Genomic DNA, 25,547 nt, shown 5'->3' on the forward strand with positions numbered 1-25,547 from the left:
CGGCGCTGCCGCTGGGGCATGGGCGGGCGGCGTGGCACCGCGCCCCGCCCTGGCGCAGTCGCGCGCCGAGACGCTGCGGCAGGTGATGGGCGGTACCATCAACACGCTGGACCCCACCATCCCCGGCGGCACGCGCGAGACCTACGGCCTGGCGATGAGCACCTATGACCGCCTGGCCTCCTTCGGCCGGAAGCAGGTCGGCGGCGCCTGGGTGTTCGACCTGGAAGACATCCGGGGCGAACTGGCCGGCAAGGTAGACCGCGCCGCCGATGGCCGCGGCTTCACCTTCCATCTGCGGGACGGCGCCACCTGGCACGACGGCAGCCCCGTCACCGCCGAGGACGTGAAGTGGTCGCTGGACCGTGCCGTGCTGGCGAAGTCGCTGGCGCCGACGCAGCTTTCCTCCGGCTCGCTCACCCAGGCGGGGCAGTTTCGCATCGTCGGTGAGCGGAGCGTCGAGGTGCAGTTGGAGAAGCCGGACCGGCTGGCGCTGGCCAATCTCTGCGTGCCCTTCGCCATGATGATCAACAGCCGGCTGGCGAAGCAGCATGCCACCGCCGAGGACCCCTGGGCGCAGGCCTGGCTGAAGGAGAACACCGCCGGCGGTGGCGCCTACATGGTGGAGACCTACCGGCCCGGCCAGCAGGTGGTGCTGAAGCGCAACGACGCCTGGAAGAACGGGGCCGACGGGGCGCTGCCTTTCTTCCGCCGCGTCATCGTCCAGACAGTGCCGGAAGCCGCGACGCGCGCCAACCTGATCGAGCGCGGCGATGCCGACCTCGCCATCGACCTGCAGGCCAGCGACGTGCCGGGGCTGGAGCGGGACGGCAAGGTGAAGATCGTCTCCATCCCGCAGACCAACGGCTTCAACGCCGTCATCTTTAACACGCGGATGGCACCGTTCGACGATGCCAGGGTACGGCAGGCGGTGGCCGCTGCCATGCCTTACGAGGACATGTTCCAGGCCGCGCTGTTCGGCCGTGGCCGTGGCCTGTTCGGCGCCGGGTGGGCAGAGGCGCCGGATGCCGCCTTCCCGCAGCCCATGCCGCTGCGGACCGACCTGGACCGTGCCCGGCGCCTGCTGGCCGAGGCCGGGCTGCGGGACGGCTTCGCCACCACCTTCTCCTTCAGTGCCAGCGCGGCGCCGGTGGCGGAACCGATGGCGGCGCTGGTCAAGGAAGCGCTGGCGCGGATCGGCATCCAGGTGACGATCCAGAAGCTGCCGGACGCGCAGATGACCACGATGGTGGTGGAGAAGCGGCTGCCCTTCTTCGCCGAGAGCGGCACCGCCTGGCTGCCGGCCACCGACTACTTTTTCCGCACCTACTTCACCGGCGAGCAGCGCTGGAACTTCTCCAGCTGGAACAACGCCGAGATCAACGACCTAGCCCAGGCGCTGCGGTTCGAGGCCGATGCGGCGAAGTATGCCTCGGGCTGCCGGCGCATGATCACGCTGCTGGCGCAGGAGGCGCCGCAACTGATGCTGTGGCAGCCGAACCATGATGCGGCGATGGCGCGCGACATCGGTGGCTACACCTACTGGTTCCACCGCCAGGTCGATTACCGCGACCTGCGGCGGGGTTGATTGCCCGCCTTGCCGCGATGCGGTGGGCTGTTGGGGAGTTGAGGGCGCGATGGCCTGAGGTGGCTGCACCGAAGGCGTGATTCGCGCGATCGAGCGAACATTGGAACGTGTCCGTCGCAGCGAGCCGCGGTGGATGCGCGTGCAGGAAAGAGAGGGCGCGTGCAGAGGATCTGGGATATCGGCACCGATATCGGCGGCACGTTCACCGATATCGTCGCCGTGCGGCCGGGCACGGCGGAGACGCGCATCGCCAAGGTGCCGTCCCGCCCACAGGCGCCGGTGCGGGCGATGCTGGAGGCGCTGGAGGCAGTCGGGCTCTCCCCCGCCGAGGTGCGGCGCTTCGTGCACGGCACCACCCGCGTGACCAACGCCCTGGTCGAGGAACGGCTGCCCAAGGTGGCGCTGGTGGCGACCGCGGGGTTCGAGGATGTGCTGGAGATCGGCCGCTACCGGCGGCAGGAACTGTACCGGCTGGACGTGCCGCCCAAGGCGCCGCCGCTGGTGCCCCCGGCGCTGTGTTTCGGCGTGCGGGAGCGGCTGGACCATACCGGCGCCGTGCTGCAGCCGCTGGAGGAGGAGGAGATCCAGCGCCTGCTGGCCTGGCTGCGCCAGAGCGGGGCGCAGAGCGTCGCCATCTCCCTGCTGCACGCCTATGCCAACCCGGTGCACGAGAAGCAGTTGGCGGAGCGGCTGGCCGGGGCGGTGCCGCATCTCTGCGTCTCCCACGAGATCAACCCGGAGGCGCGCGAATACGAGCGCACCTCATCCACAGTATTCAATGCGGCGGCGATGCCGATCGCGGTCGAGTACCTGACGGAGCTGGAGGAAAAGCTGCCGCTGGGTGCGGGGCTGCAGGTGTTCCACTCGGCCGGGGCGATGGTGCCGGTGCCGGCGGTCAAGCGCCGCCCGCTGGTGATGGCGATGTCCGGCCCCGCCGCCGGCGTCTCCGCCAGCGCCCGCCTGGCGCAGGAGCTGGGCCGGCCGCGCGTGCTGACCTTCGACATGGGCGGCACCACCACCGATGTCTGCCTGATCGTCGATGGCGTGGCGGAGATGACCGACACCCGCATGATGGGCGGCCGGCCGCTGCGCCAGCCGATGCTGGCGGTGCATTCGATCGGTGCCGGCGGCGGCTCCATCGTCCGGCTGGGCCCCGGTGGGCTGGCGGTGGGCCCGGAGAGCGCCGGGTCCGAGCCCGGTCCGGCCTGCTACGGCCGTGGCGGCACCCGCGCCACCATCACCGACGCCAATGCGGTGCTGGGATACCTGGACCCCGAGGCGAAGCTGGGGGACACCATCGCGCTGGACATCGCCGCGGCGCGCCGCGCCCTCTCGCCCATCGCGGAGCAACTGGGCATGGGGGTGGAGGACGCGGCGCTCGGCATCCTGCGCGTGGCCAACGCCGCCATGGCGCGGGCGCTGCGCCGGGTGACGGTGGAGCGCGGCGTCGACGGGCGGGACTGCGCGCTGCTGGCCTTCGGCGGTGGCGGGCCGATGCATGCCGCCGGGCTGGCGGAGCTGTACGGGTTGCAGGACGTCATCGTCCCAGCCGCTTCAAGCGCCTTTTCCGCCCTGGGCTGCCTGACGGCCGATTTCTCCTTCCTGCAGCAGCGCACGGTGCGGCTGCCCCTGGCGGGCTTCGACCATGCGGGGTTCGATGCCCGCATGGAGGAGTTGGTGGCCGAGGCCACCGGGCCGCTGCTCGCCAACGGCATCGCCGAGGCGGACATCGCCATCGAGTACACGGCGCTGATGCGCTATGCCGGACAGAGCGAGGCGACCCCGGTGCCCTTCGCCCTGCCGCTGGACCCTGCCGTATTGGCAGAGAATTTCCACGCCCGGCACCGGCAATTATTCGGCTACGCCACCAACGAGCTCTGCGTCATCGAATCCCTGCGCGTGCAGGCGCGCAAGGAATCCGGCACCGCGCTGGCCCGGCCCAGCGCCGGCCGCGCGCCACGCCCGGCCCGCACCCGACGCTGCGTCTTCCCCGGCACCGGCGCGGTGGACACCGCGATCCTGCCGCGCGAGACCTTGCAGGGTTCCGTGCAGGGTCCGGCGATCATCGAGGATGCGTGGTCCACCGTCATCGTCCCGCCGGGCTGGCAGGCGGCGGGGGACCCGGCCGGCCACCTCTTTCTCAGCAGGAGCGCCGCATGAGCACGCTGGACCCCTTCGTCGTCGAGGTGATTCGCCACGGCCTTTCCGCCGCCGCCGAGGAGATGAGCCTGGTGATGACCCGCTCCGCCCGCTCGCCCTTGCTGCGGGAAGCGGGCGACCTGTCCTCCGCCATCACGGATGCGGAGGGCGGGCTGGTGGGGCAGGGGAAGGACATCCCCATCCATCTCGGCGCGATGGCCTACACGGTGCGGGAATTGCTGAAGCTCTGCCCGGCGGCCTCGCTGAAGGAAGGCGATGCGCTGATCTACAATCTCGGTGCGCTGGGCGGGAACCACCTGAACGACGTGAAGGTGGCCCGGCCGGTCTTCGTCGAGGGGCGGCTGGTGGCCTTCGCGCTCAGCCTGGCGCACTGGCCAGATGTGGGCGGCACCTGGCCAGGCAGCTACCTGGCCCAGGCGGTGGATACCTTCCAGGAGGCCATCCGCATCCCGCCCATGCCGATCGCCAGCGCCGCCGGGCTGAACCAGCCGGTGCTGGACTTCATCCTGGCCAATGTGCGTGACCCCGTCTCCTGCGAGGGCGACCTGAAGGCGCAGATCGCCGCCACCCAGGCGGCCGAGCGGCGCATCCGCGAGCTTTGCGCCCAGCACGGCACCCAGGTGTTCCTCGACGCCATGGTCCGCCTGCACGACCTCTCGGAAGCCGAGATGCGCGCGGCGATCCTGGACATCCCCGACGGCACCTATGAGGGCGAGGATTTCCTCGACGACGGCAACGCCGATGGCAGCCCCGCCCGCATCCATGCGCGGATCGACATCCGGGGCGACGAGGCGACGATCGACCTTTCCGGCAGCGCGGACCGAGTGGCGAATTTCTGCAACACCACACCCTTCATCGCCCGCTCCGCCGCCGCCTATGCGGCACGGATCATGAGCGGGCGGGAGATGCAGCAGAATGCCGGCGCGCTGCGCCCGCTGACCATCATCACGCGCCCTGGCTCCATCCTCGAGCCCGGGTGGAACGCGGCGGTGGCGGCCGGCAACCACGAGACCTCCATGCGGATCGTAGACGCCATGTTCCGCGCCATGGAGAACATCATCCCCGAGCGGCTTTCCGCTGGCGGCCCCGCCACTTCCGGCCTGCTGGCCTTCGCCGAGCCGCGGCCGGACCAGTCCTGGCGCATGCTCTACGAGGTGCATGGCGGCGGGGAGGGCGCGCGGCATGACCGCGACGGCTGCCCCGCCACGCGCGTGCATCTCACCAACACTTCCAATACCCCGGCCGAGGTGATCGAGGCCAACTACGCCATCCGGATCGAGCAGCAATCCATCCGCCGGGGCTCGGGCGGCGCGGGGCGGCACAAGGGTGGCGACGGCATCGTCCGCTCCTACCGCGTGCTGGCCCCCAGCATGTGGCTGACCACCTGCGTGGAGCGGACCAGGATGGCCCCCTTCGGCCTGCAGGGTGGCGAGCCGGGTGCGCCCTACCGCATCACGCTGGAGCGGGATGGGGAGCGCACCATTCTCTCCGGCAAGGCCAACCTGCTGCTGCGGCAGGGGGACCTGGTGACGCTGGAAGGCTCCGGCGGCGGCGGCTATGGAAGCCCCGAGGCGGGCTGACGCGATGGCGCCGCCCGGCCCGGAGGGGGGCGGCATGACTCAGGCGGGCCGGCGCATGTCGATGGCCGGGATGCATCTGGACCGCGGCGCCGACATGCCCCTGTACCAGCAGGTGGCGGCGCACCTGCGGGCTCGCATCCTGGATGGCAGCCTGCAGGCCGGTACCCGCCTGCTCGGCTCGCGCGACATGGCGGCGGAACTTGGCTGTTCCCGTGCCATCGTGCTGGCGGCCTGCGACCTGCTGTATGCGGAGGGCTACCTGCTCTCCGTCCCGCGCGGTGGCGTCCGTGTCGCCGCCATCGCCCGGCCGCGGGCGGCAGCGCCGGCACCGGATGAGCGCGACGCCGGCCTGCGGATGTCCGACCGCTGGAAATCCCTGCTGGCAACCGACTACGTGTTCGACATGGCCTCCCCCTTCAGCACCGGCACGCCCGACATTGCTGAATTTCCCTTCGAGATCTGGGCGCGGCTGCTGAGGCAGAGCTGGCACAACCCGCTGCGCTCCGCCTGTATCGACATGGCGCCGCTGGGCTGGCAGCCGTTGCGGGAAGCTACGGCGGAATTCCTTGGCGCTGTGCGCGGCCTGCTGTGCCGGCCGGAGGAAGTGGCGATCACCCCGGCCAGCTCCGGCGCGCTGGATCTGTGCTGCCGCATGCTGCTCGACCCCGGCGACGAAGTGTGGGTGGAGGAGCCTGGCTTCATCGAGGCCCGCTGGAGCCTGAAGGCCGCCGGCGCGAAGCTGGTGCCGGTACCGGTGGACGAGAAGGGCATGGTGGTCGCCGAAGGCATCCGCCGTGCGCCGAGGGCCAAGCTGGCGGTGGTCACGCCCTCCCACCAGTTTCCGCTCGGCGTGGCGATGGGGCTGGAGCGGCGGCTGGAACTGCTGGAATGGGCCAGCCGCCAGGGCAGCTGGATCATTGAGGACGACTACAATTCCGAGATCCGGCATCGGGACAGCATGGTGGCGTCGCTGAAGTCGCTCGATCGCGCCGGGCGCGTCATCTACCTCGGCACCTTCTCCAAGGTCATGCTGCCCAGCCTGCGGATCGGTTACCTGGTGGCCAGCCCAGGCTTTACCGAGGCCTTCGGCCGGGGCCGCGCGCGCATCGACGTGCACACCGCCGGCACCGCGCAGCCGGCGCTGGCGGAGTTCCTGCGGCAAGGGCACCTGCTGCGCTACCTGCGGCGGATGCGAAAGGTCTACGGCGAACGCCAGGATGCGGTGGTAGCCGCCCTGCGCACGCTGATGCCGGAACAGCTCGACGTCGCGCCCACCGCCGCCGGGTTGCACCTGACCGCGCTGTTCACCCCGCGCATGGCGGCGCGCATGACCGATCGCGAAGCCTCCGCCCGCAGCCGCCAGGCCGGGCAGTTCATCCAGCCCCTCTCCCAGTGCTATCTGGGCGAGCCTGACCGGCAAGGCCTGGTGATCGGCTATGGCCGCTTGCAGGCTGAAGAAGCCATGCCCCGCCTGGCCGCCGTCGCTGCCCGGTTGCGGGATTGAGGATCGGCTTGCATCTCGTGGGGAGGTGAAGGCCGGGGAAGGAAGTGCCCGTCAAACCTATGGGTTCGATCCTTCTATTCCTCCCTTGGTTTTTCCGGCGTGGCTGTTGTGAGGTGGTTCCAAAGATACAGGTGGTGCCCGGTACAGGCTGCTGCTTCAGCCAGTGAGAGGCTGCGACGCCGCTTCCAAGACATCGGTTAACTCGGAAGAGCCAAATCCCGCTGCGCGAAGGGCCACCAAACCCACCGCCAGTCAGCAACGGCTTTCGTCATGAAGCCCTCAATATGCCTATCATTCATCCCAATACCGACGCATCACCTGCAAAGTCCGCAGCCAGAATCGAAGAAAAAAGAAGGGGCCCGGGGAACTCCTTCCCCGGCCTTCACCGCGCCCGCAAAGGAAAGCGCCCCCCCCTCTGGCTCAGCGCTTTCCACCCGAACTGGTGCTGTTGCGCCCCGGACCTCGCACCTAGTCTCGGGTGACAAAGCTGAGAAGGGGCGGGCGATGGGCAGGCTGCTGCGGACGGGGCTGAATGCCGGGATGGAGGCGCCGCGTGTCGTCGGTGGCAGCGGCGTGTATTTCCATCTGGCGGATGGGCGGCGGGTGCTGGATGGCAGCAATACCGGCGGCCCCCTGGGCCACGGCCACCCGCGGATGATCGAAGCGCTGCGGGAGGCTGCCGGGGTACCGATGGTCAGCGAGGGCTGGAACTGGACCGGCCGGGACCAGGCGGCCGAGGACCTGTTCGAGATCGGCCTGCCGGGCGAGGACTGGGCCGGCGCCGTCCGCTTCTGCCTGAGCGGCAGCGAGGCGAACGACATTGCCCTCTCCCTGGCCCAGGCGCTGACCGGGCGGCACGACATCGCGACGCGGGAGCGGGCCTATCACGGGCTGGTCGGGCTCTCGCGGGATGTGACGGTGCAGCCGCACTGGCATGGCGGGCTGGCGGCGGTGGGCAGCACCCGCAAGCCGTTCCCGAATGCGCCAGTGCATGTGCTGCCGGCGCCGGACGGCGCGCTGTACCGCAGCGATGGTGGGACGGTGCCGCTGCTGGATGCGAGGTTGGCGCAGGCGCCGGCGGCGCTGGCACGGTCCGCCGCCGTGATCCTCGACTACACCCAGGGTGGCTTCTATCACGACGCCGCCTATCAGGATGCGCTGGCGGCGATGGCGCGGCAGCAGGGCGCGCTGTGGATCGCCGATGAGGTGGTGACCGGGTTGGGCCGCGCCGGGCGCCCATTCGCCTTCCAGGGCGGCCGTAGCCGGCCGGATATCGTTACGCTGGGCAAGGGGCTTGGCGGTGGTTCCGTCGCCGTGGCGGCGGTGCTGCTGTCGAAGGAGATGGTGGCGCGGCTGGAGGGCAGCAGCTGGCAGAATTACGGCACGCTGCGCGGCCACCCGATGGCGATGGCGGCGGTCAGCGCCTATCTGCGCATCCTGCGGGACGAAGGGCTGCTGGACCGTGTGCGGAGCCTGGAGGCGCTGTTCGCGCGCCGCCTGGCGGAGATCGGCCGGCGCCACCCCAGCGTCTGCCGCGTGGCGGGGCAGGGGCTGCATTGGACGGTGGAGCTGCACGGCCCCGACTGGCGGGACTGGCGCGCCGACACGGCGGAATCGCCGCTGGCCTCCCGCGTCGCCACCCGGGCCCTGGAGGCCGGCGCAGTGATCGGCACCAGCGGGGAGCAGGTCTCGCTGTTCCTCGCGCCGCCGCTGGTGATCTCGGATGCCGAGGCCGAGGTGTTGCTGGACATTCTCGACAGCAGCCTCGATCTTGCCGATCGCGAGCATAACCGCAGCATGGAAGGCGCCAGTGAATGACTGAACTCGAGCAGGTCCTTGCCACCGTACAGGGCTATTTCGACGCGTTGTACGAGGGCAGCGTGGAGCGCTTCCGCGCTGTGTTCCACCCGCAGGCGCAGCTGTTCACGGCCGAAGGCGGCAACACCGCCGCGCTGGATTTCGAGAGCTATATGGTGCGCGTGGCAGGCCGCGCCGCCCCGGCCTCCCGCAACGATCCGCGCCACGACGCGGTGGTCAGCGCCACCATCGCCAGCCCGACTACGGCGCATGTGCGGGTGCGCGACGCCCTGCTGCCCAACCGCTTCGTGGATGAGCTGGTGCTGGTGAAGTTCCCCGATGGCTGGAAGATCGTCAGCAAGGTCTGGGCCTACGACAACGCGGCCCAGCCGGGATGATCCGCACCGAGGTCGTCGAGGGCACGATCCTTGTCATCACCATGGACCGGGCGCCGGCGAATGCCATCGACCAGGGGATGAGCGACGGCCTCGACGCGGCGTTCAGCCGGTTCGAGCGGGAGACGGCGCTGCTGGCCTGCGTCGTTACCGGCAGCGGTGAGCGTTTTTTCTCGGCCGGGTGGGACCTGAAGGAATTCGTCGCCGGGCGGGACGACGAGAGCCGCTTCGGCAGCGGTGGCTATATGGGCCTGACGGAGCGGTGGGACCTGGTGAAGCCGGTGATCGCCGCCGTCAACGGCACCGCGGCCGGTGGTGGGTTCGAGCTGGCCTTGGCGTGTGACCTGGTCGTGGCGGCGGAAGGCGCGCGCTTCATCCTGCCGGAAGTCCGGCACGGGCTGGTGGCGGAAGGCGGCGGCGCCATCCGTGCCCCGCGCCGGCTGCCGCCGATGCTGGCCATGGAATTGCTGCTGACTGGCCGCCCGGCCCTGGCGGAGGAACTGCACCGGCACGGCTTCGTCAACCGCGTCGTGCCGCCGGCGCAGGTGCTGGATGCGGCGCTGGAATTGGCGCGCGCCATCTGCGCCGCCGCGCCGACTTCCATTGCCGCAACGAAGGAAATCGTCCGTCGCACTGCGCATCTTTCCGTACGGGACGCCTATGCGGAGATGCGGGGCGGCATGCTGCCCGCCTATCGCCGCATGCGGGATTCCGCCAACCGGACCGAGGGACCGCGCGCGTTCACGGAGAAGCGGCCTCCGCGCTGGACAGGCTGAGACCGCGCCGCAATACTGGCTCAATCTGAAACCGCGTTTCTCTATCAGAAACACGCAGAAAGGGCCTTCGCATGATGCAGCAGCCGGAACCGCCCTTCTGGCCGGCCGGCGTGCCGCAGGATTTCGGCCCCCTGCCGCGCAACCTGGGCGAGGCCTTGCGCGCCTCCGCCGCCCGCCGGCCGTCCCACCCCGCCCTGGTCTTCTACGGCGCGGAGATGCGCTTCGCGGAACTGCTCCGCCGTGTCGAAGCGCTGGCAGGCTTCCTGCAACATCGCTGTGGCCTGCTGAAGGGCGACCGCGTGTTGCTGGACATGCAGAACTCGCCGCATTTCGTCATCGGCTTCCACGCCATCGCGCGCGCGGGCGGCGTGGTGGTGCCGGTGAACCCGATGAACATGGCGCCGGAGCTGGCCTATCTCTGCCAGGATAGCGGCGCCCGCATCGCATTGATCGGCGCCGAGTTGCTGGACCGCTTCGCCGCGCTGATGCCGGCGCCGCTGCGGCACGTTGTCCTCGCCAGCTATGCCGACGAGATCCCGCAGCCACCGCCCTTCCGCCTGCCGCCGGTGATGGCGGAAAGCGTGCTGCCGGCGCAGCTGCCCCCCGACGTGGTGGCCTGGGCGGATGCGCTGGCGGAAACCCGGCCGCCCCGCCCGGATGATACGGAGCAGGACGACCTTTGCGTCATGCCCTACACCTCCGGCACCACGGGCAAGCCCAAGGCCTGCGCGCATACCCACGCCACCACATTGTTCACCGCCATCGCCCAGGCCGCCTGGTACCGCTACGACGACGACACCGTGGTCACCGGCTTTATGCCGATGTTCCATGTCGCTGGCATGCAGGTCTCGCTGAATGGCGGCATCGTCGCCGGCGCCACCATCGTCATCATGGCGCGGTGGGACCGGGAGCTGATCTCACCGCTCTTCACCCGCTACGGCGTCACGGTCTGGAGCGCGGCGCCCACCATGGTCGTCGATGTGCTGGCGGCGCCAGGCTTCGACGAAAAGGCCTTCACATCGCTGCGTGTGCTGACCGGCGGCGGCTCCACCATGCCCACTGCCGTGGCAGAGCAACTGGAACGCCGCTGGGGGCTGCGCTTCGTCGAAGGCTATGGCCTCAGCGAGACCATCGCGGCCACCCACCTCAACCCGCCCGACCGGCCGAAGCCGCAATGCATGGGTATTCCTATCCAGGGCACCGTCTCCCGCATCATCGACCCGGAGACGCTGGTGGAACTGCCGGTGGGCGAGGTCGGCGAGATCATCATCGCCGGGCCGCAGGTCATGCGTGGCTACTGGAACCGGCCGGACGCCAATGCGGAAGCCTTCCTGCAACGGGACGGGCTGCGTTTCCTCCGCACCGGCGATCTCGGCCGAGTGGACGCGGAAGGCTATTTCTATACCGTCGACCGGCTGAAGCGGATGATCAGCGTCAGCGGCTACAAGGTCTGGCCCGCCGAGTGCGAGGCGACGCTGTACCACCACCCCGCCATCCAGGAATGCTGCGTCATCGCCGCACCGGATTCCTACCGCGGGGAGACGGTGAAGGCTTTCGTCGTTCTGCGCCCCGGCGCCGCGCTGGACGCCGCCGGGCTGATGGAATGGGCACGCAGCGTCATGGCCGCCTACAAGGTGCCGAGGCTGGTGGAGTTCGTGGACAGCCTGCCACGCTCCGGCACCAACAAGATCGACTGGCGCAGCCTTCAGGTGGCGGAGTGGGAGAAGGCCAAGGCCTGAGCGTTGGGCTTGGAAAGGCCGGGGCAAGAATTCCCCGGACCCCTTCTTTTCTTTTTTCGAGTTTTTCAGATGTGGCTGGTGATGGGGCGGTCTTGAAAAACGGCCGGGTGCGCCGGAAGTCTTTGACCACCGGCGACTGACGGTTCAGCCCACGCGGCCCATATTCAAAATCATCAAGCAGCGTCCGCCCTCAGTCCTGGGGCGTGACGCCAAACTCGCAGAAAAAAGAAGAGGCCTGGGGAATTCCTTCCAGCCTTCCCCTGTCTCTCCCAGAACAACTTCCCTCAGAACTCCGTCTGATCGCCGCCCTTCAGACCCAGGATCTCGCGGGCTTCATTGGGGGTAGCGATTTCCAGGGAGAGGCTTTCCAGGATGCCGCGGATGATGCGCACCTGTTCCGCATTGGATTTCGCCATCTTGCCTTTGCCGGCATAGAGGCTGTCTTCCATGCCGACGCGGACATTGCCACCCATGGTGGCGGCCATCGTCGCCATGTTCAGCTGGTGGCGTCCGCCGGCCAGGACGGACCAGCGGTAATTGTCGCCGAACAGCTTGTCGGCGGTCTTCTTCATGAAGACCAGGTTCTCCGGGTCGGCGCCGATGCCGCCCAGCGTGCCGACGATCAACTGCACGAACATCGGCAGCTTCACCAGGCCACGGTCCAGCATATGGGCCAGGTTGTAGAGGTGACCGACGTCGTAGCATTCGAATTCGAAGCGCGTGCCGTTGGCGCCGAGCTGGTCGAGGATGGTCTCGATATCCGCGAAGGTGTTGCGGAAGATGGCGCCGCGGCTGGCTTCCAGGTAGCCCTCTTCCCAGTCGTGCTTCCACTTGCCCTGGTATTTCGGGATCATGGGGTAGGAGCCGAAATTCATCGATCCCATGTTGCAGGAACATAGTTCCGGCTTCGCGGCCAGCGGCGCGGCCAGCCGGTCCTCGATGCTCATGAAGGTGCTGCCGCCGGTGGTCATGTTCAGCACGGCGCTGGTGCGCTGCTTCAGGCTGCGCAGGATGTGGAACCAGGTGTCCAGGTCGCCGGTCGGCTTCTCGGTTTTTTCATCGCGCGCGTGCAGGTGCAGGATGGCGGCGCCGGCCTCGGCGGCTTCGGCCGCCTGGTCGATGATGGCGCTGGGCGTCACCGGCAGGTAGGGCGACATGGTCGGGGTATGGGAGGCGCCGGTGATGGCGCAGGTGATGATAACCTTTTGGGACTTCGCCATCGTTCTTACTCCGTATATTCCAGGCCACCGCAGATGCTCATCACCTGGCCGGTGACGGCGCGCGCGGCGGGCGAGCAGAGATACAGCGCCATTTCAGCAATTTCCTCCGGCTCCACGGCGGTCTTGAGCGAGACGGCGCGTAGCGCGATCTGCTCCATCTCCTCGTAGGTGATGCCCTTGGTGGCGGCGCGGTCGGTGAAGACGCGGCGGATCCGCTCGCCATTCACCACGCCGGGCGTGATGGCGTTGACGCGGATCTTGTGCGGCCCGAGCTCCACCGACAGGCCGCGCGCGAAGGAGATGACCGCCGCCTTGCTGCTGGCGTAGGGGGAGCGGAGCGGGAAGGCGAACTTGCCGGCCACGGAGGCCATGCAGATCATCACGCCCCAGCCATTGCGCTTCAGATGCGGCACCGTGGCGCGCGCGACGAAGAACTGGCCGTTGACGTTGATGGCGTGGGTGCGGACCCAGTCCTCGGTGGAGATGTCCTCCACCGGGGCGGCGGGCCCGGCGATGCCGGCATTGTTAATGACGAAATCCAGCCCGCCCATATCGGCGACGGCGGCGGCGGCGAAGGCATCCACCTGGGCAGGGTCGGACACATCGCAATGCATCGTGCCAAGGCCGGGCAGGGCCGCCGCCGCCTCCGCCAGCTTGTCATCCGCGACATCGCAGACCCAGACCCGCGCGCCCTTGTCCAGAAACGCCTTGGCCATCGACAGGCCGATACCGGCGGCGCCGGCCGTGATGAGGACGCGCTTGCGCGCCCAGTAGTCCTGCTCGGTCATGACGGACCTTCTGCTGAGGGAAACAGGGAGGAACGCGTCAGACGGCGAATTCCTCGGCGAAACGGGGATATACCTCGGCCACCTCGCTGCGGACGAGATCGCGGATCTCCTCGCGCAGCGCGGCATCGGGCACGGGGGTGGTGGGAACGGTGGCCGGCTCGGCATAGTCGAAGCCGGTGGCGGCGCGGATGCTGGCCGCGTCCTCGCCCGGGTGGGCGCTGCGCAGGGCGAAACGGCGTTCGTCCTTGCGCCAGTCGAACAGGCACTTGCCGGTGACGAGCGCGGCGGGGCCGCCGGGGCGGTAGACCTCCGGCTCGCTCCAGCCCGGGGCGCTGATGAAGTCCACCTTCGGCACCAAAGCGCGGCGGTCATGCTCCGGCCGGAACAGGATGACGCGCGGCACCAGCATGTACAGATAGGGCGAGCCGAAGGAGCCGGAGAAGCGCACTTTCGGCTTCTCATAGTCGCCGATGCTCAGCAGGTTGATGTTGGCCTCGCCGTCGATCTGCGCGCCGGAGAGGAAGAAGACGTCGATCCGCCCCTGCGCCGCGCTGTCGAACAGCTCCTTCGCACCGCCGGTGAAGCGGCTGTTGCGGCGGGAGCCCAGCACCGTCACGCGCATTTTGCCGCCGGAGCGCCGGCGCGCCAGCATCGAGGCCGCCATGGGGATGGGGGAGAGCGCGCCGGTGGCGACATGCCCGGCATCGCCGATCAACTCGGCGATGGCGTTGATCAGCAGCGCGGCATCCATCAGACGGTCTCCATGAACAGCGCGCCCCTGGCGTAGCGGGCCTGGGCCTCGGCGTCGGGCTCATATTCCTCGTCGATGCCCAGCGGCCAGGCGCCGCGCTCCGCCACCGCGATGGCGGTGACGTAGAGGGAGGGCAGCACGCCGGGCACCAGCTCTTCGCGGTCGAAGAAGCAGGTGTCCAGCACCCGCTCCACCGTCACCAGCGTCTGCCGGGCGGCATGGGCCATGACGGAAAGCTCCAGCCGCCGGCCGACCCAGACATTGCCCTCGCGGTCTGCGGCAGCGGCATGGAACAGCGCGATATCCGGGCGGATGGCGGGCAGCAGCACGATCGGGTCGGGCGTGTCGGAGAACGGGTTCTGGATGGTCTTCCAGTCCGGCCGGTGCCGCAGCACGTCGCTGCCGATCAGGCCACGCAGCGGGATGAAGGGCAGGCCCTTCTCGGCGGCGTTGAGCGCGGCATGCAGGGCGGGGCAGGTGGAATCCAGCATGCGGATGCTGCCGGCGCGCACGGCGGCGTTGAAGGCGGGGGCTACGCCGAACTCGCCCAGCGTCACGGCGGCGGCTTCCATGGTGCGCACGCAGCCGGCGGCGATCAGCAGGTCCGACTGGATGCCGGAGGACGGGCTGGCCACCACATGCAGGTCCCGCACGCCGCGTTCCACCAGCGCCCGCGTGGCGGCGATGGCGACGCCACTGTAGTCGGGCGGCACCACCAGCATGGCGCCATCGGGGATACGGGCAACCAGCTCTTGCAGGCTTTCGGTCATGGGCGCGGCTCCAGGATCTCCGGGGGGAGGAAGGCGTGGGTGGCGGGCGGCGTGCCCGTGTAAGGCTCCACCTGGACCAGTGTCGTGTGGGCGGAGGGGGCCTGGGACAGCGCGGACGTACCCTTGTCCAGCGTCAGCACATTGACGTTGCCATGGCGGTCCAGCCCATCCGGTGCCGGGTCGTACCAGGCGCCGGTCGCCAGTTGCACGATGCCGGGCATCACCGCATCGCTCAGCACCGCGCCGGCCAGGCAGGCGCCGCGTTCGTTGAACAGCCGCACTAGCATGCCGCCGGTAATGCCACGCGCGGCGGCATCGGCCGGATGCATCGTCACCGGCTCCCGCCCCGCAACCTTGGACTGGCGGCTGTAGGCGCCATGGTCGTACTGGCTGTGCAGGCGTGTGCGAGGCTGGTTGGAGACGAGGTGCAGCAGCGCCCCGGTACCGTCCAGCCGCTCTGCCGGTTCCAGCCAGGTGGCGTGGCCGGGGCAGTCGGCATAGCCGAAGCCGGCGATGGTCTCGGAGAAGATCTCGATGCGGCCGGAGGGGGTGGCGAGCGGCGCAGCATCCGGGTCCGCGCGGAAGGCCTGCAGCAGGCTGGTCTCCTGCGCCGCCTGTGGCAGGCGGATATGCCCGTCCTGCCAGAACTGCTCGAAATCAGGTAGCGCCAGCTCGTGCGAGGCGGCGCGCTGCCGGGCCAGGGCGTAGAGGTGGCGCACCCAGCCCATCTCGTCCCGCCTATCGGTGAAGGCGTCGGCGAGGCCGAGATGCGTGGCGATGCCGGACAGGATGTCGAAGTCGCTGCGCGCCTCGCCCACCGGCGGCACCAACTGCCGCATGGCGAAGAGATGCGCTTCCCCCGTGGCGATGCCGATATCGTTGCGCTCGGCCGAGGTCGTGCAGGGCAGCACGATATCCGCCTGCTTCGCCAGCGCGTTCCACCAGGGCTCGTGCACCACCACCGTCTCCGGCTTCTTCCAGGCGGCGGCGAGCTTGTTCAGGTCCTGCTGGTGGTGGAACGGGTTGCCGCCGGCCCAATAGACCAGGCGGATCTCCGGATAGTGCCGCCGCTGCCCGTCATAGTCGAACGGCGCGCCGGGGTGCAGCAGCATGTCTGCCACCCGGGCGACGGGAATGAAATCCCGCACCGGGTTGCGCCCCTGCGGCAGCGCGGGCCAGGAGAACGGGTGCGGCGCGTGGCCGATGCGGTTGCTGCCGCCATAGCCGAAGCCGAAGCCGCCGCCCGGCAGGCCTATCTGCCCCAGCATCGCCGCCAGCGTCACCGCGGCCCAGAGCGGCTGCTCGCCATGGTCGGCGCGTTGCAGGGACCACGCGACGGCGATCATGGTGCGGGTGGCGGCCATGCGGCGCGCCAGCGCGCGGATGGCGCCGGCATCCAGGCCGCAGATGGCGGCGGCCCACGCGGCATCCTTGGGCTGGCCGTCGGCCGCGCCGGTCAGGTAGGGCAGGAAGCGGTCGAAGCCGGTGGTGCAACGGGCCAGGAATGCCGCATCATGCAGCCCCTCGGCCCACAGCGTATGCGCCAGGGCCAGCATCAGCGCCGTGTCGGTGTTGGGGCGTGGCGTAATCCATTCGGCCTCCAGCTCCGCCATCGCATCTTCGCGGAGCGGCCCGATATTAACGAATTCCATGCCGGCCGCGCGGCAGCGCCGCAGATGCGCCGCCACGTCATGATGGCCGACGCCGCCGGCGGAGACCTGCGTGTTCTTCAGCGGCATGCCGCCGAACATCACCATCAGCTTCGTATGCCGCTCCAGCACCGCCCAGGGGGTGTGCCGGCCCACCAGCCCGTCCTGGCTGCCGAGGACATGCGGCAGCAGCACCTCCGCCGCCGCGTAGCTGTGCGTGTTGACGGAGAAGGTGTAGCCGCCACAGGCGTTCAGGAAACGGTGCAACTGGCTCTGCGCGTGGTGGAAGCGCCCGGCACTGGCCCAGCCATAGGAACCGCCGAAGATGGCGCTGTTGCCGTGTTCAGTCGTGACGCGGCGGATCTCGCCGGCCACCAGTGCCGACGCCAGCTCCCACGACACCGGCACGAAGGGTTCCTGTCCGCGCTGCTCCCGGCTGGCGGGGCCGTGCCGCAGCCAGCCGGCGCGGATCATCGGCTGGTGGATGCGCAGTTCGTCCCGCAGCGTGCCGGGAATGGAGCGGCCGATAGGCGAGGGGTCGGGGTCACCCGCCAGCCCTTCCAGCTCCTGCAAGGTGCCGTCCGCCACGGTGGCGCGGTAGGCGCCCCAATGGGTGAACAGCAGCGGCACTTCCCCCGGCATCCCTTAATCCGCCAGTTCGGCCAGGCCGCTATCCAGGACGATGGCGGCCCGCTCGGCCGCCGTGGCGCGGAAGGCGATGCGGTTGCCATTCCGCCAGAAGGAGAAGGCCAGAGTCTCCCCCGGATAGAGCGGGCCGGCGAAGCGCGCGGCGAAGCGGCGCAGCCGTGCCGGCTCCAACCCGCAGAACACGCGCAGCACTTCCGCACAGGCGATGCCGAAGGTGCAGGCGCCGTGCAGGATCGGCCGTTCGAACCCCACCTGGCGGGCCAGGGCCGGGTCCACATGCAGCGGGTTGCGGTCCCCCAACAGGCGGAACAGCAGCGCCTGATTGCAGGCGGTCTGGGCCTGGGAGGTAACGTCCGGCGCACCGTCCGGCACCTTCGCGAAGGTCGCCTGCTCGCCCACCGCGCCGCCAAAGCCGCCAGCGCCGCGCACGAAGATCGTCGAGAGGATGGTGCAGGCGGGGCCGGCGCCCTGGCTCAGCACCGTTTCGGCAAAGACAAGCCCGGCCTTGCCGGCACCCTTGTCGTCCAGCCCGGCGATGCGGGTCTCCACCAGCGCTTCGCCCTCCGGCGCCAGGGGGGCGTGGAAGTGCAGGTCCAGCCCGCCATGCACCACCTGCTTCAGGTCGATGCCCGCCGCGTCCAGCCAGGAATCGTCGAAGGCCAGCATGGTCGCCATGCTGGGGATGACGCGCTGCTCCCGCTCCCACACGAAGGGCAGGTCATCGGGCTCGCCACTGGCTGCCATGCCCACCGTCAGCGCGTACATCAGGCTGTCCCGCCCGGCATAAACCACGTTGCGCTGCGGGATGGAGAGGGCCATGAGCCCCATGGGATCGAGCGGCATCATCCGGCCTTATGCTGTGGCGGCAGGCGAAGCATGCAGCCAACCCATTCCATTTGCAACGCCGTTCCTATATTTGAAACGGCATGCACGCTCTGCCCGAGGACCCGCCGATGAACCGCCCCAGCCTGGCCCAGGCCGCCTGAACCGCCCATGTCGGTCACGGTTGAAAAGGCGCTGCAATTGATCGAGGCCCTGGCGGGGGCCAATGGCCCGGTCGGCGTCAGCCAACTCGGTCGGGACCTGCAGATCAACAAGAGTACGGTGTACCGCCTGCTGGATACGCTGGTGCGTCACGGTTACGCGCGCCAGGAAGAAGACGGCGCCCGCTACGCCCTGACGGTGAAGCTGTGGGAGATGGGCATCGGCGTCGTCCGCGGCCTCAGCCTGCCACGCGCCGCCCGCCCGCTGCTGGAACAGGCCGCTGAGGAAACCGGCGAGACCACCATGCTGGCCGTGGTCCAGGGGCGGGAAGCCTTGATCATCGATAAGGTCGACTCGCGCCATCCGCTGCAGATCTTCTCCCCGCTCGGCGCCCGCCTGCCGATCGCCAACTCGGCGATGGGCCGGGTGCTGCTGGCCTTCCAGCCCGAACCGGTCATCGACGCCGCTGTCGAGGCCTTCGCCCCCCGCACCGAATTCGGCATCCAGACCCCGGCGCAACTGCGCAAGGACCTGGCACGCATCCGGGCCGAAGGCGCTTCCCAATCCTGCGACGAATGGCAGATCGGCATCGCCGGCGCCGCGGCACCCATCCGCGATGCGAGCGGCGTCGTGGCCGGCGCCTTCTGCATCACCGGGCCCACGGCGCGTCTGTGCGAGGACAAGCTCTCCGCCCTGCGCACGCGGTGCCTGGAGGCGAGCCGGACGATCTCCCAGTTGCTGGGGTATGCGGGGTGACAGGGAAGGCCGGGGAAGGAATTCCCCGGGCCCCATCTTTTCTTTTTTCGAGTTTTTCCGGCTGTGGCTGTTGAGGGGGCGGGCCTGAAGAACGGCTGGGTGCGCCGGAGGTCCTAGACCTCCGGCGACTGACGGTTCAGCCTGTGGCCCATTATTAAAATCATCAATCAGCGTCCGCTCTCAGTCCTGCAGCGCTTCGCCAAACTCGCAGAAAAAAGAAGGGGTCCGGGGAATTCCTTCCCCGGCCTTCCTCCCTCACCCCCGCAACGTGCTCGCCCGTGCGGCGAGGTGCGGGAAGGGCAGGCCATGCCGGCGTTGATAGTCGGTGGAAAAGGCATCCCGCTCCAGCGCCTCGCATTCGTCGAGGTAGCGAAGCAGCCGGCGCTCCGCCCGGGTGGAGGAGGCGTATTTCTGCCGCAGCTGGCGCCAGAGCAGCAGGGCGTTCACGGCCCAGCCATCGTAGGCGTGCTGGCTAAGCCGCTGGCGGACGGCGGGCGGCAGCGCATCGAAGGCGGCCCAGTCGTCGCCCGGGTGACGGCGCCAGAGCGTGTCCCGCAGGGTGAGGTCGTTATCGCGTCGGGTGCGTATGGCCAGCATAGATATGTTATAACATATCATTATAAGCGTGGAAGCCCCGGCGAAGGGGCCGACGTCAGTCGCCGCGGCCAAGCTGCTGGTCCAGCGCTGCATTCATCGCCCGGAGCTGCTGGTTGAGGGCTTCGAGCTGTTGCATGTCCATCCCGGCGCTGTCGGACAGCGCCTCCCCCAGGCAGCGGCTGCGGGTGAACAGGGCGCGGCCTTGCTCGGTCAGCCAGACCTGTACCTGGCGGTCATCCTCCTGGCTTCGCTGGCGGCGGACCAGGCCGGCCTGCTCCATCCGCTTCACCGGCGGGGTGATTGTGCTGGACTCCAGGGCCAGGCGGGATGCGATGGTGCCGATGGTGCGGCCGTCTTCCTCCCCCAGCACGTTGAGCACGAGGTACTGGGGATAGGTGATGCCCATCTCGTCCAGCATCGGCTTGTAGGTGCGGTTGATGGCCAGGTTGGTGCGGTAGAGCGTGAAGCAGATCTGATGGTCGAGGGGCAGGGGCTTGCGGGCTGCCATGGGCTGGCTCCGTGTTCCGATATCGTTGGCTGATGATACCACAATAAATGATATCGCGATAAGTTTCTGCTGGACAGTGAAGACAGATACCGCCTAGGTTTCCGATATCGCGATAACAAATATCGCGATATCGACGAGGCTTCAGATGCAATCCGCGCAGCACGGACCGGCCACGCCATCGCGCCGGGACATCCTGAGTACCAGCCTGGGGCTCGCCTGCCTGGCGGCCCTGCCATTCCCGTCCGCGCAGGCCGCGACGCCTGCGCCCGTATCCATTCCCACCGGAGGCAAGACCATGAGCAGCAACACCATCACCACCCCCGACGGCACCCAGATCTTCTACAAGGACTGGGGCACCGGCCAGCCCATCGTGTTCCACCACGGCTGGCCGCTGAGCGCCGATGACTGGGACGCGCAGATGCTGTTCTTCCTGTCCAAGGGCTACCGCGTCATTGCCCATGACCGCCGCGGCCATGGCCGTTCCAGCCAGACGGACAACGGCAATGACATGGACACCTACGCCGCCGATGTCGCCGCCCTGGCCGCGCATCTGGACCTGCGTGACGCCGTCCATATCGGCCATTCCACCGGCGGTGGCGAAGTGGCCCGTTACGTCGCCCGCCACGGTGCTGGTCGGGTGGCCAAGGCCGTGCTGATCGGCGCCGTGCCGCCGGTGATGGTGAAGTCCGACAAGAACCCGGGCGGCCTGCCGATCGAGGTGTTCGACGGCTTCCGCGCCGCCCTGGCCGCCAACCGCGCCCAGTTCTTCCGTGACGTGCCCGCCGGCCCCTTCTACGGCTTCAACCGCCCTGGCGCCCAGGTGTCCGAAGGCGTCATCGCCAATTGGTGGCGGCAGGGCATGATGGGCGGCGCCAAGGCGCATTACGACTGCATCAAGGCCTTCTCGGAAACCGACTTCACCGAGGACCTGAAGCAGATCAACGTGCCCGTGCTGGTCATGCACGGCGATGACGACCAGATCGTCCCCATCTCAGACTCCGCGCTGCTCTCGGCCAAGTTGCTGAAGCAGGCGACGCTGAAAGTCTATCCCGGCCTGCCGCACGGCATGTGCACCACCAACGCCGACACCATCAACGCGGACCTGCTGGCCTTCATCAAGGGCTGAGCATAACGGCCTGAGGTGACGGGCCCTGCAGGCCGCCCAACCAGACAAAGCCGAGAGCACGGCTACCGCAATCCCTCGCGGTTGCTGTGCCTCCAGCGAAACGTCTGCGCCGATCGTGCCGTAACCTCACATCGACGAGTTGCATGGCTTCGGCGGGCATGACTGCGATCTATTGATCCGCCCAGCACTGCCGATTTTGGTGGACTGCAGCGTCATTCGGTATTGACCGGGAGAAGGCTGGGGAATGAATTCCTCAGGCCCCTTCTTTTCTTCTTGAAAATTAATCTTTGCGATTTGTTCCGAAAGCGGACGCTTTTGATGATATTTATATTGGGCCATGCAGGCTGAACCGTCAGTCGCCGGAGGTCCAGAACCTCCGGCGCACCTAGCCATCTCACAAGACGTCCTCTCAACGGCCACGCCCGAAAAACTCGAAAAAGCAAAAGAAGGGGTCCGGGGAATTCTTTCCCCGGCCTTCACTCTCCCCCTTCAGACGTGCCGGTACACCGCCACCCCATCCGCTCCGGCCTCGCGCACCACCGCGCCGATGCCCATCAGGCGGTGCAGATGCGCCATGCCCTCGCCCAGCACGAAGCTGATCTGGTTGTCTTCCATCACGCGGGGGAACAGCACGCGGGAGGCTTCGTAGGCGGTCATCGGCGTGGCCAGGGCTTGGGCCAGGGTGCCCAGGCGTTCGGCGTGGTGTTCGTCCAGCCAGGCGATGCGGCTGTGCAGCCCGGTGAAGGGGTCGCCGTGGGAGGGCAGGACCAGCGTGTCTTCCGGCAGGTCAAGGAAGCTGTGGTTGCTGGTGAGGAAATCGGCCAGCGGGTCGCCTTCGATTTCCCAGCTCATCACGCCGATATAGGGGGAGATGCGCGGCAGGATCTGGTCGGCGCCGATCAGCACGCCAAGCTCGGCGCAGTAGAGGCAGACCATTTCCGGCGCATGGCCCTGGCCGACCTGCACCAGCCAGTCCCGCCCGCCGATGCGCAGCGTGTCACCGGCCCGCAGGCGCTGGAAGCTGGGGGGCAGGGGCGTCACCTCGGTCCGGAACAGCGGCTGGCGGTTCTCCAGGTATTCCAGGTAGGAGGCGGGCGCGCCGGCGCGGCGGCCGAGATCCTGTTGCTGCCGCATTAGCGTCTGCGGGTCCTCCGCCAACAGCATGCGGGAGAGCAGGTACTCGGTCCGGCTCATCAGCAGCGGGGCGTGCCATCGGTCGCACATCCAACCGGCCAGGCCGACATGGTCGTAGTGGAAATGCGTGGCCAGCATGCGCGTGACCGGCACGCCGCCGAGCGTGCTGGCGAAGATGCTGTCCCACAGCGCCTGGGCGCCGGGCACGTTGGCGCCGGCATCGATCAGCAGCCAGCCATCGCCGTCGCGCAGCAGCCAGCAATTCACGTGGTGCGGCGGGAAGGGCAGCGGCATGCGGACCCAGCGCATGTCGGGCAGGATGGCGGTTGTCTCGCCAGGCAGGGGTGGCTGCATCGTCTATGTCCGCTGCGGTTCTCCACGCTGGCGTAGCTTTTGCGGCGGCGCTTGGCCACCGGGCTTGCGCGGGTGGCGCCGCGATTTAAGGCCGGGTTCTGCCCGGTGAAAACCACAGTCGCAGGCGGCCACAGGCATGATCGCGGCTGATTGATAGGCGCCTGCTCGGGCTCACGGTGCCTTGAAGGGGCGGTTGTCTGGACAAAGGTCCGGCACCGACGAACAAGTTCCGCCACGGTTCCTGGCACCCCGGCCCGGCCACCGCTTGCTGCCCACCCTGCGCGGAGAGGCCCATGGACCGCTATCCTGACTCCACCCCAGCCTCGTCCTTCTCCTGGCGTGGGCCGAAGCTGGTGGCGCTGACGGTGCTGTTGCCGCTGGCCTTCGCCGCGCTCGGATACTGGGAACAGGGCCGTTCGGTCGAGTTGCAGGAACAGCAGACCAAGACGCGCATCCTGGTGGAGCAGGCGGTGGAGCGGTTACAGGCCGCCACGGCGCGGGACCCGCAGGCGCGCATCCGCGACAACCAGGGCCGGCCGATGAGCGCCAGCTACACCCTGCAGCGGGCGCAGGACCGGCTGGAGGCGCTGGAGACCGAAGAGATGGTCGCCGGCATCCGCGGCTACCTGCCGCCGGTGGCGATGTGGGCCGGCGGTCTGGCGGCGCTGCTGGGGGCCACTGGCCTGCTGGCGGCGGTGCTGATGGGCCGCGCCGGCCGTGCCTCCCGCGCCCGGCTGCTGGCCAGCTTCAACCTGGTGCGGCGAACGCTGCCCTTCCACATGGCCATGCAGATCGTGCTGCTTGCCGCCGCCAGCCTGGCGGTACTGGGCTTTGAGGGCGCGGCGCTGTGGCATAGCGGCCGGCTTTCCAGCGGCGACGTGAAGCTTATGGCGGTGGCGGGGATGTTCGGGATCTTCGCCATCATCCTGGTCTTCGGCGCGCTCAGCCAGCTTCGCAAGGCATTGCGGCTGTTCACGCCGGACCCGCTGCCGCTGCTGGGGCGGGAAGTGAACCGGGACGAGGCCGCCGGCCTGTGGCGCGCGGTGCTGGACCTCTCCGCCCGCTGCAACGCGCAGCCGCCGGAGCACATCGTCGTCGGCCTGACCGATGGCTACTTCGTCACCTCCAGCGACATCGTGCTGCGGCCGGAGGAACGGCGCATCAGCGGCCGCACCTTGCACGTGCCGCTGCCGCATTTGGCACTGACCGACCGGGAGGAAGCTGCCGCGATCATCGGCCACGAGCTCGGCCACTTCTCCGGCGAGGATACCGAGTACAGCCGCCGCTTCGTGCCGATCTATGCCGGCGTCTCCCGCAGCCTGGAGGCGGTGGCGGAGAGCGAGGCGAACGGCAACGCCCTCAGCCTAGTGCTGACCCGTCCGGCGATGATGCTCGGCCTGTTCGTCATGGAGCAGTTCGACCACGCCGTGCATCACTGGAGCCGCCAGCGTGAGTTCGCCGCCGACGCGGTGGGCGCGCGGTTGACCTCCAACAAGGCCGCGGCCAGCGCCCTGCTGCGCAGCTCCGCCATCCATCCGCGCATCCACGAAATTCTCGGCGAGGTGGCGGAGAAGCCCGCCAACCGTCCGGCCGACCTGCTGCCCGCCATCCTGCGCGCGGCGGCCGAGCGCGGCCTGGACGACCCGCGCATCCACCTGGAAGAGCAGCAGCCGCACCCGACCGACACCCACCCGCCCACCAGCCAGCGCATCGCCGCCCTGGGCCTGCTGACGCCGAGCGGCCCGGATGCCGAGGTCCTGGCGCACGCCACCCGCCCCGTGCTGCCGGGCGAGCCCACTGCGCTGGACGCCTGCTTCGCCGACCCCGGCGCCATCGGCCGCCTCCTGACCGAGGATTTCGCCGGCGCCCTGCAACAGCACGAAGCGGCAGTGGCCGAGGCGCTGGAACGCGCGGCCGCCGCCGTGCAGGCGGAGGACGAGCGCGAGATCTTCGAGAACACCGCAGCCGCCAGCTGGGTCTTCTTCGTGCTCGGCGGCATCCTGGTCTGCATGGGTGCCGTGGGCATGGCCCTGTGGCTGACCGCCGAGCTGGGGATCGAGACCGTGCTCTCCAGCATGATCATCCTGACGGGCTTGCCGATGCTGGTGGCCGCCTTGTTTTTCCGCCGGCGCGGCCGCCGCCCTGTCATGGTACTGACCCCCACCGGCTTCCGCAGCCCCGGCCTGGCCGACGAAGTGCCCTGGCTGGATATCGCCGACTTCACCCTGTTCACCGGCAACGCCCTGCGCCTGGAATTCCTGATCGCGCTGGGCCGGCCCATGCCGCGCAGCATCTCCCGCCGCGCGAAGGTCGATGCCAGCGGCCGCACGGTCACCCTGCCCAGCTACGGCCTGCGCGGCCTGAAGCCGGCTGCCTATGCCGAATTGCTCGGCACCTACTGGCGCGCCGCCATTGCCCGCGCGGAATTGGCCCAGCGCCGGGCGGCCACCCCGGCGACAGCGGAGGCGGAGCCCGCGGCGGACGACACGATGATCCGAGCGCCAGGGCCGTGGGGCTGAGAGCGCGCATTCTTGTGGAGCGCTGCAACGCTGGGTGAAGGCGGTCAGGCCGGGGAAAGAATTTCCCGACCTCTTCTTTTACTTTTTCGATTTTCTGGGGCGGCTGGTGAGGGCGCGGTCCTGAGAGGCGACTGACGTTCAGCCCTTATGGCCCACCTATAAATACCAAGCAGCGTCCGCTCTCAGTCCTGAGGCGCAACGCCAAGC

Annotated in this window: 20 protein-coding genes; 11 read left to right on the plus strand and 9 right to left on the minus strand. The window is 68.9% G+C overall.

Features of this window, described 5'->3' with window-relative positions; genetic code table 11:
• The first annotated feature begins 31 nt into the window (after positions 1-31).
• The 8 genes from IBL26_RS09060 to IBL26_RS09095 all read left to right on the plus strand — a co-directional run bounded on the left by IBL26_RS09060 (position 32) and on the right by IBL26_RS09095 (position 11,536).
• Entirely contained in the window at positions 32-1,585 is a 1,554-nt protein-coding gene (locus IBL26_RS09060) for an ABC transporter substrate-binding protein (protein WP_206684179.1), read from the plus strand.
• A gap of 159 nt (positions 1,586-1,744) precedes the next feature.
• On the plus strand, positions 1,745-3,745 hold the full coding sequence (locus IBL26_RS09065; RefSeq protein ID WP_187784155.1) for a hydantoinase/oxoprolinase family protein: 2,001 nt from the start codon (positions 1,745-1,747) through the stop codon (positions 3,743-3,745).
• Positions 3,742-5,325, plus strand: a complete 1,584-nt coding sequence (locus IBL26_RS09070) for a hydantoinase B/oxoprolinase family protein (RefSeq protein WP_187784156.1) — start codon at positions 3,742-3,744, stop codon at positions 5,323-5,325. The genes IBL26_RS09065 and IBL26_RS09070 overlap by 4 nt, the downstream gene beginning before the upstream one ends.
• 34 nt (positions 5,326-5,359) lie before the next feature.
• Positions 5,360-6,829, plus strand: coding sequence for a MocR-like pyridoxine biosynthesis transcription factor PdxR (pdxR, locus tag IBL26_RS09075; protein WP_241749185.1), 1,470 nt, complete (start codon positions 5,360-5,362; stop codon positions 6,827-6,829).
• A 504-nt stretch (positions 6,830-7,333) separates the two neighbouring features.
• Positions 7,334-8,647, plus strand: a complete 1,314-nt coding sequence (locus tag IBL26_RS09080) for a class-III pyridoxal-phosphate-dependent aminotransferase (protein WP_187784157.1) — start codon at positions 7,334-7,336, stop codon at positions 8,645-8,647.
• Positions 8,644-9,024, plus strand: coding sequence for a nuclear transport factor 2 family protein (locus tag IBL26_RS09085; RefSeq protein ID WP_187784158.1), 381 nt, complete (start codon positions 8,644-8,646; stop codon positions 9,022-9,024). The genes IBL26_RS09080 and IBL26_RS09085 overlap by 4 nt, the downstream gene beginning before the upstream one ends.
• Complete coding sequence (locus IBL26_RS09090; RefSeq protein WP_187784159.1) at positions 9,021-9,797, plus strand: enoyl-CoA hydratase-related protein; 777 nt, start codon at positions 9,021-9,023, stop codon at positions 9,795-9,797. The genes IBL26_RS09085 and IBL26_RS09090 overlap by 4 nt, the downstream gene beginning before the upstream one ends.
• Before the next feature lie 71 nt (positions 9,798-9,868).
• A complete protein-coding gene (locus tag IBL26_RS09095) occupies positions 9,869-11,536 on the plus strand; it encodes a long-chain-fatty-acid--CoA ligase (RefSeq protein WP_187784160.1) in 1,668 nt (555 codons plus the stop codon).
• A 284-nt stretch (positions 11,537-11,820) separates the two neighbouring features.
• Here IBL26_RS09095 and IBL26_RS09100 read toward each other — a convergent pair whose 3' ends face one another.
• The 6 genes from IBL26_RS09100 to IBL26_RS09125 are packed head-to-tail and all read right to left on the minus strand — an operon-like array spanning position 11,821 to position 18,208.
• Positions 11,821-12,756, minus strand: a complete 936-nt coding sequence (locus IBL26_RS09100) for a BKACE family enzyme (RefSeq protein WP_187784161.1) — start codon at positions 12,754-12,756, stop codon at positions 11,821-11,823.
• A 5-nt stretch (positions 12,757-12,761) separates the two neighbouring features.
• On the minus strand, positions 12,762-13,544 hold the full coding sequence (locus IBL26_RS09105; protein WP_187784162.1) for an SDR family oxidoreductase: 783 nt from the start codon (positions 13,542-13,544) through the stop codon (positions 12,762-12,764).
• A 37-nt stretch (positions 13,545-13,581) separates the two neighbouring features.
• A complete protein-coding gene (locus tag IBL26_RS09110) occupies positions 13,582-14,295 on the minus strand; it encodes a CoA-transferase (protein WP_187784163.1) in 714 nt (237 codons plus the stop codon).
• Complete coding sequence (locus IBL26_RS09115; RefSeq protein ID WP_187784164.1) at positions 14,295-15,065, minus strand: CoA transferase subunit A; 771 nt, start codon at positions 15,063-15,065, stop codon at positions 14,295-14,297. The genes IBL26_RS09110 and IBL26_RS09115 overlap by 1 nt, the downstream gene beginning before the upstream one ends.
• Positions 15,062-17,356, minus strand: a complete 2,295-nt coding sequence (locus tag IBL26_RS09120; protein ID WP_187784165.1) for a molybdopterin guanine dinucleotide-containing S/N-oxide reductase — start codon at positions 17,354-17,356, stop codon at positions 15,062-15,064. Before IBL26_RS09120 ends, IBL26_RS09115 begins: the two co-directional genes overlap by 4 nt.
• Positions 17,357-17,359: 3 nt before the next feature.
• On the minus strand, positions 17,360-18,208 hold the full coding sequence (locus IBL26_RS09125) for a MaoC family dehydratase (protein WP_187784166.1): 849 nt from the start codon (positions 18,206-18,208) through the stop codon (positions 17,360-17,362).
• Positions 18,209-18,355: 147 nt separating this feature from the next.
• Between IBL26_RS09125 and IBL26_RS09130 the strand changes: the two genes are divergently transcribed.
• Positions 18,356-19,102: an IclR family transcriptional regulator gene (locus IBL26_RS09130; protein WP_187784167.1), complete on the plus strand. Its 747-nt coding sequence runs from the start codon at positions 18,356-18,358 to the stop codon at positions 19,100-19,102.
• A 255-nt stretch (positions 19,103-19,357) separates the two neighbouring features.
• On the opposite strand, the gene IBL26_RS09135 is transcribed toward IBL26_RS09130, so the two are convergent.
• Together IBL26_RS09135 and IBL26_RS09140 are read right to left on the minus strand one after the other, a co-directional pair.
• Positions 19,358-19,699 (minus strand): DUF6525 family protein, encoded by a 342-nt coding sequence (locus IBL26_RS09135; RefSeq protein ID WP_187784168.1) that lies wholly within the window; start codon positions 19,697-19,699, stop codon positions 19,358-19,360.
• Between the two features lie 55 nt (positions 19,700-19,754).
• Positions 19,755-20,207, minus strand: a complete 453-nt coding sequence (locus IBL26_RS09140) for a MarR family winged helix-turn-helix transcriptional regulator (RefSeq protein ID WP_187784169.1) — start codon at positions 20,205-20,207, stop codon at positions 19,755-19,757.
• A 295-nt stretch (positions 20,208-20,502) separates the two neighbouring features.
• Between IBL26_RS09140 and IBL26_RS09145 the strand changes: the two genes are divergently transcribed.
• The gene (locus tag IBL26_RS09145; RefSeq protein ID WP_241749186.1) at positions 20,503-21,333 is read left to right on the plus strand and encodes an alpha/beta fold hydrolase; all 831 of its coding nucleotides are present in this window, start codon (positions 20,503-20,505) and stop codon (positions 21,331-21,333) included.
• A 489-nt stretch (positions 21,334-21,822) separates the two neighbouring features.
• On the opposite strand, the gene IBL26_RS09150 is transcribed toward IBL26_RS09145, so the two are convergent.
• The gene (locus IBL26_RS09150) at positions 21,823-22,821 is read right to left on the minus strand and encodes an MBL fold metallo-hydrolase (RefSeq protein ID WP_187784171.1); all 999 of its coding nucleotides are present in this window, start codon (positions 22,819-22,821) and stop codon (positions 21,823-21,825) included.
• Positions 22,822-23,114: 293 nt separating this feature from the next.
• Here IBL26_RS09150 and IBL26_RS09155 point away from each other — a divergent pair, with 293 nt between their 5' ends.
• On the plus strand, positions 23,115-25,340 hold the full coding sequence (locus tag IBL26_RS09155) for a M48 family metallopeptidase (protein ID WP_187784172.1): 2,226 nt from the start codon (positions 23,115-23,117) through the stop codon (positions 25,338-25,340).
• The last annotated feature ends 207 nt before the right edge of the window (positions 25,341-25,547 follow it).

The sequence above is a fragment of the Teichococcus aerophilus genome (assembly GCF_014490485.1).
Lineage (GTDB): Bacteria > Pseudomonadota > Alphaproteobacteria > Acetobacterales > Acetobacteraceae > Pseudoroseomonas > Pseudoroseomonas aerophila.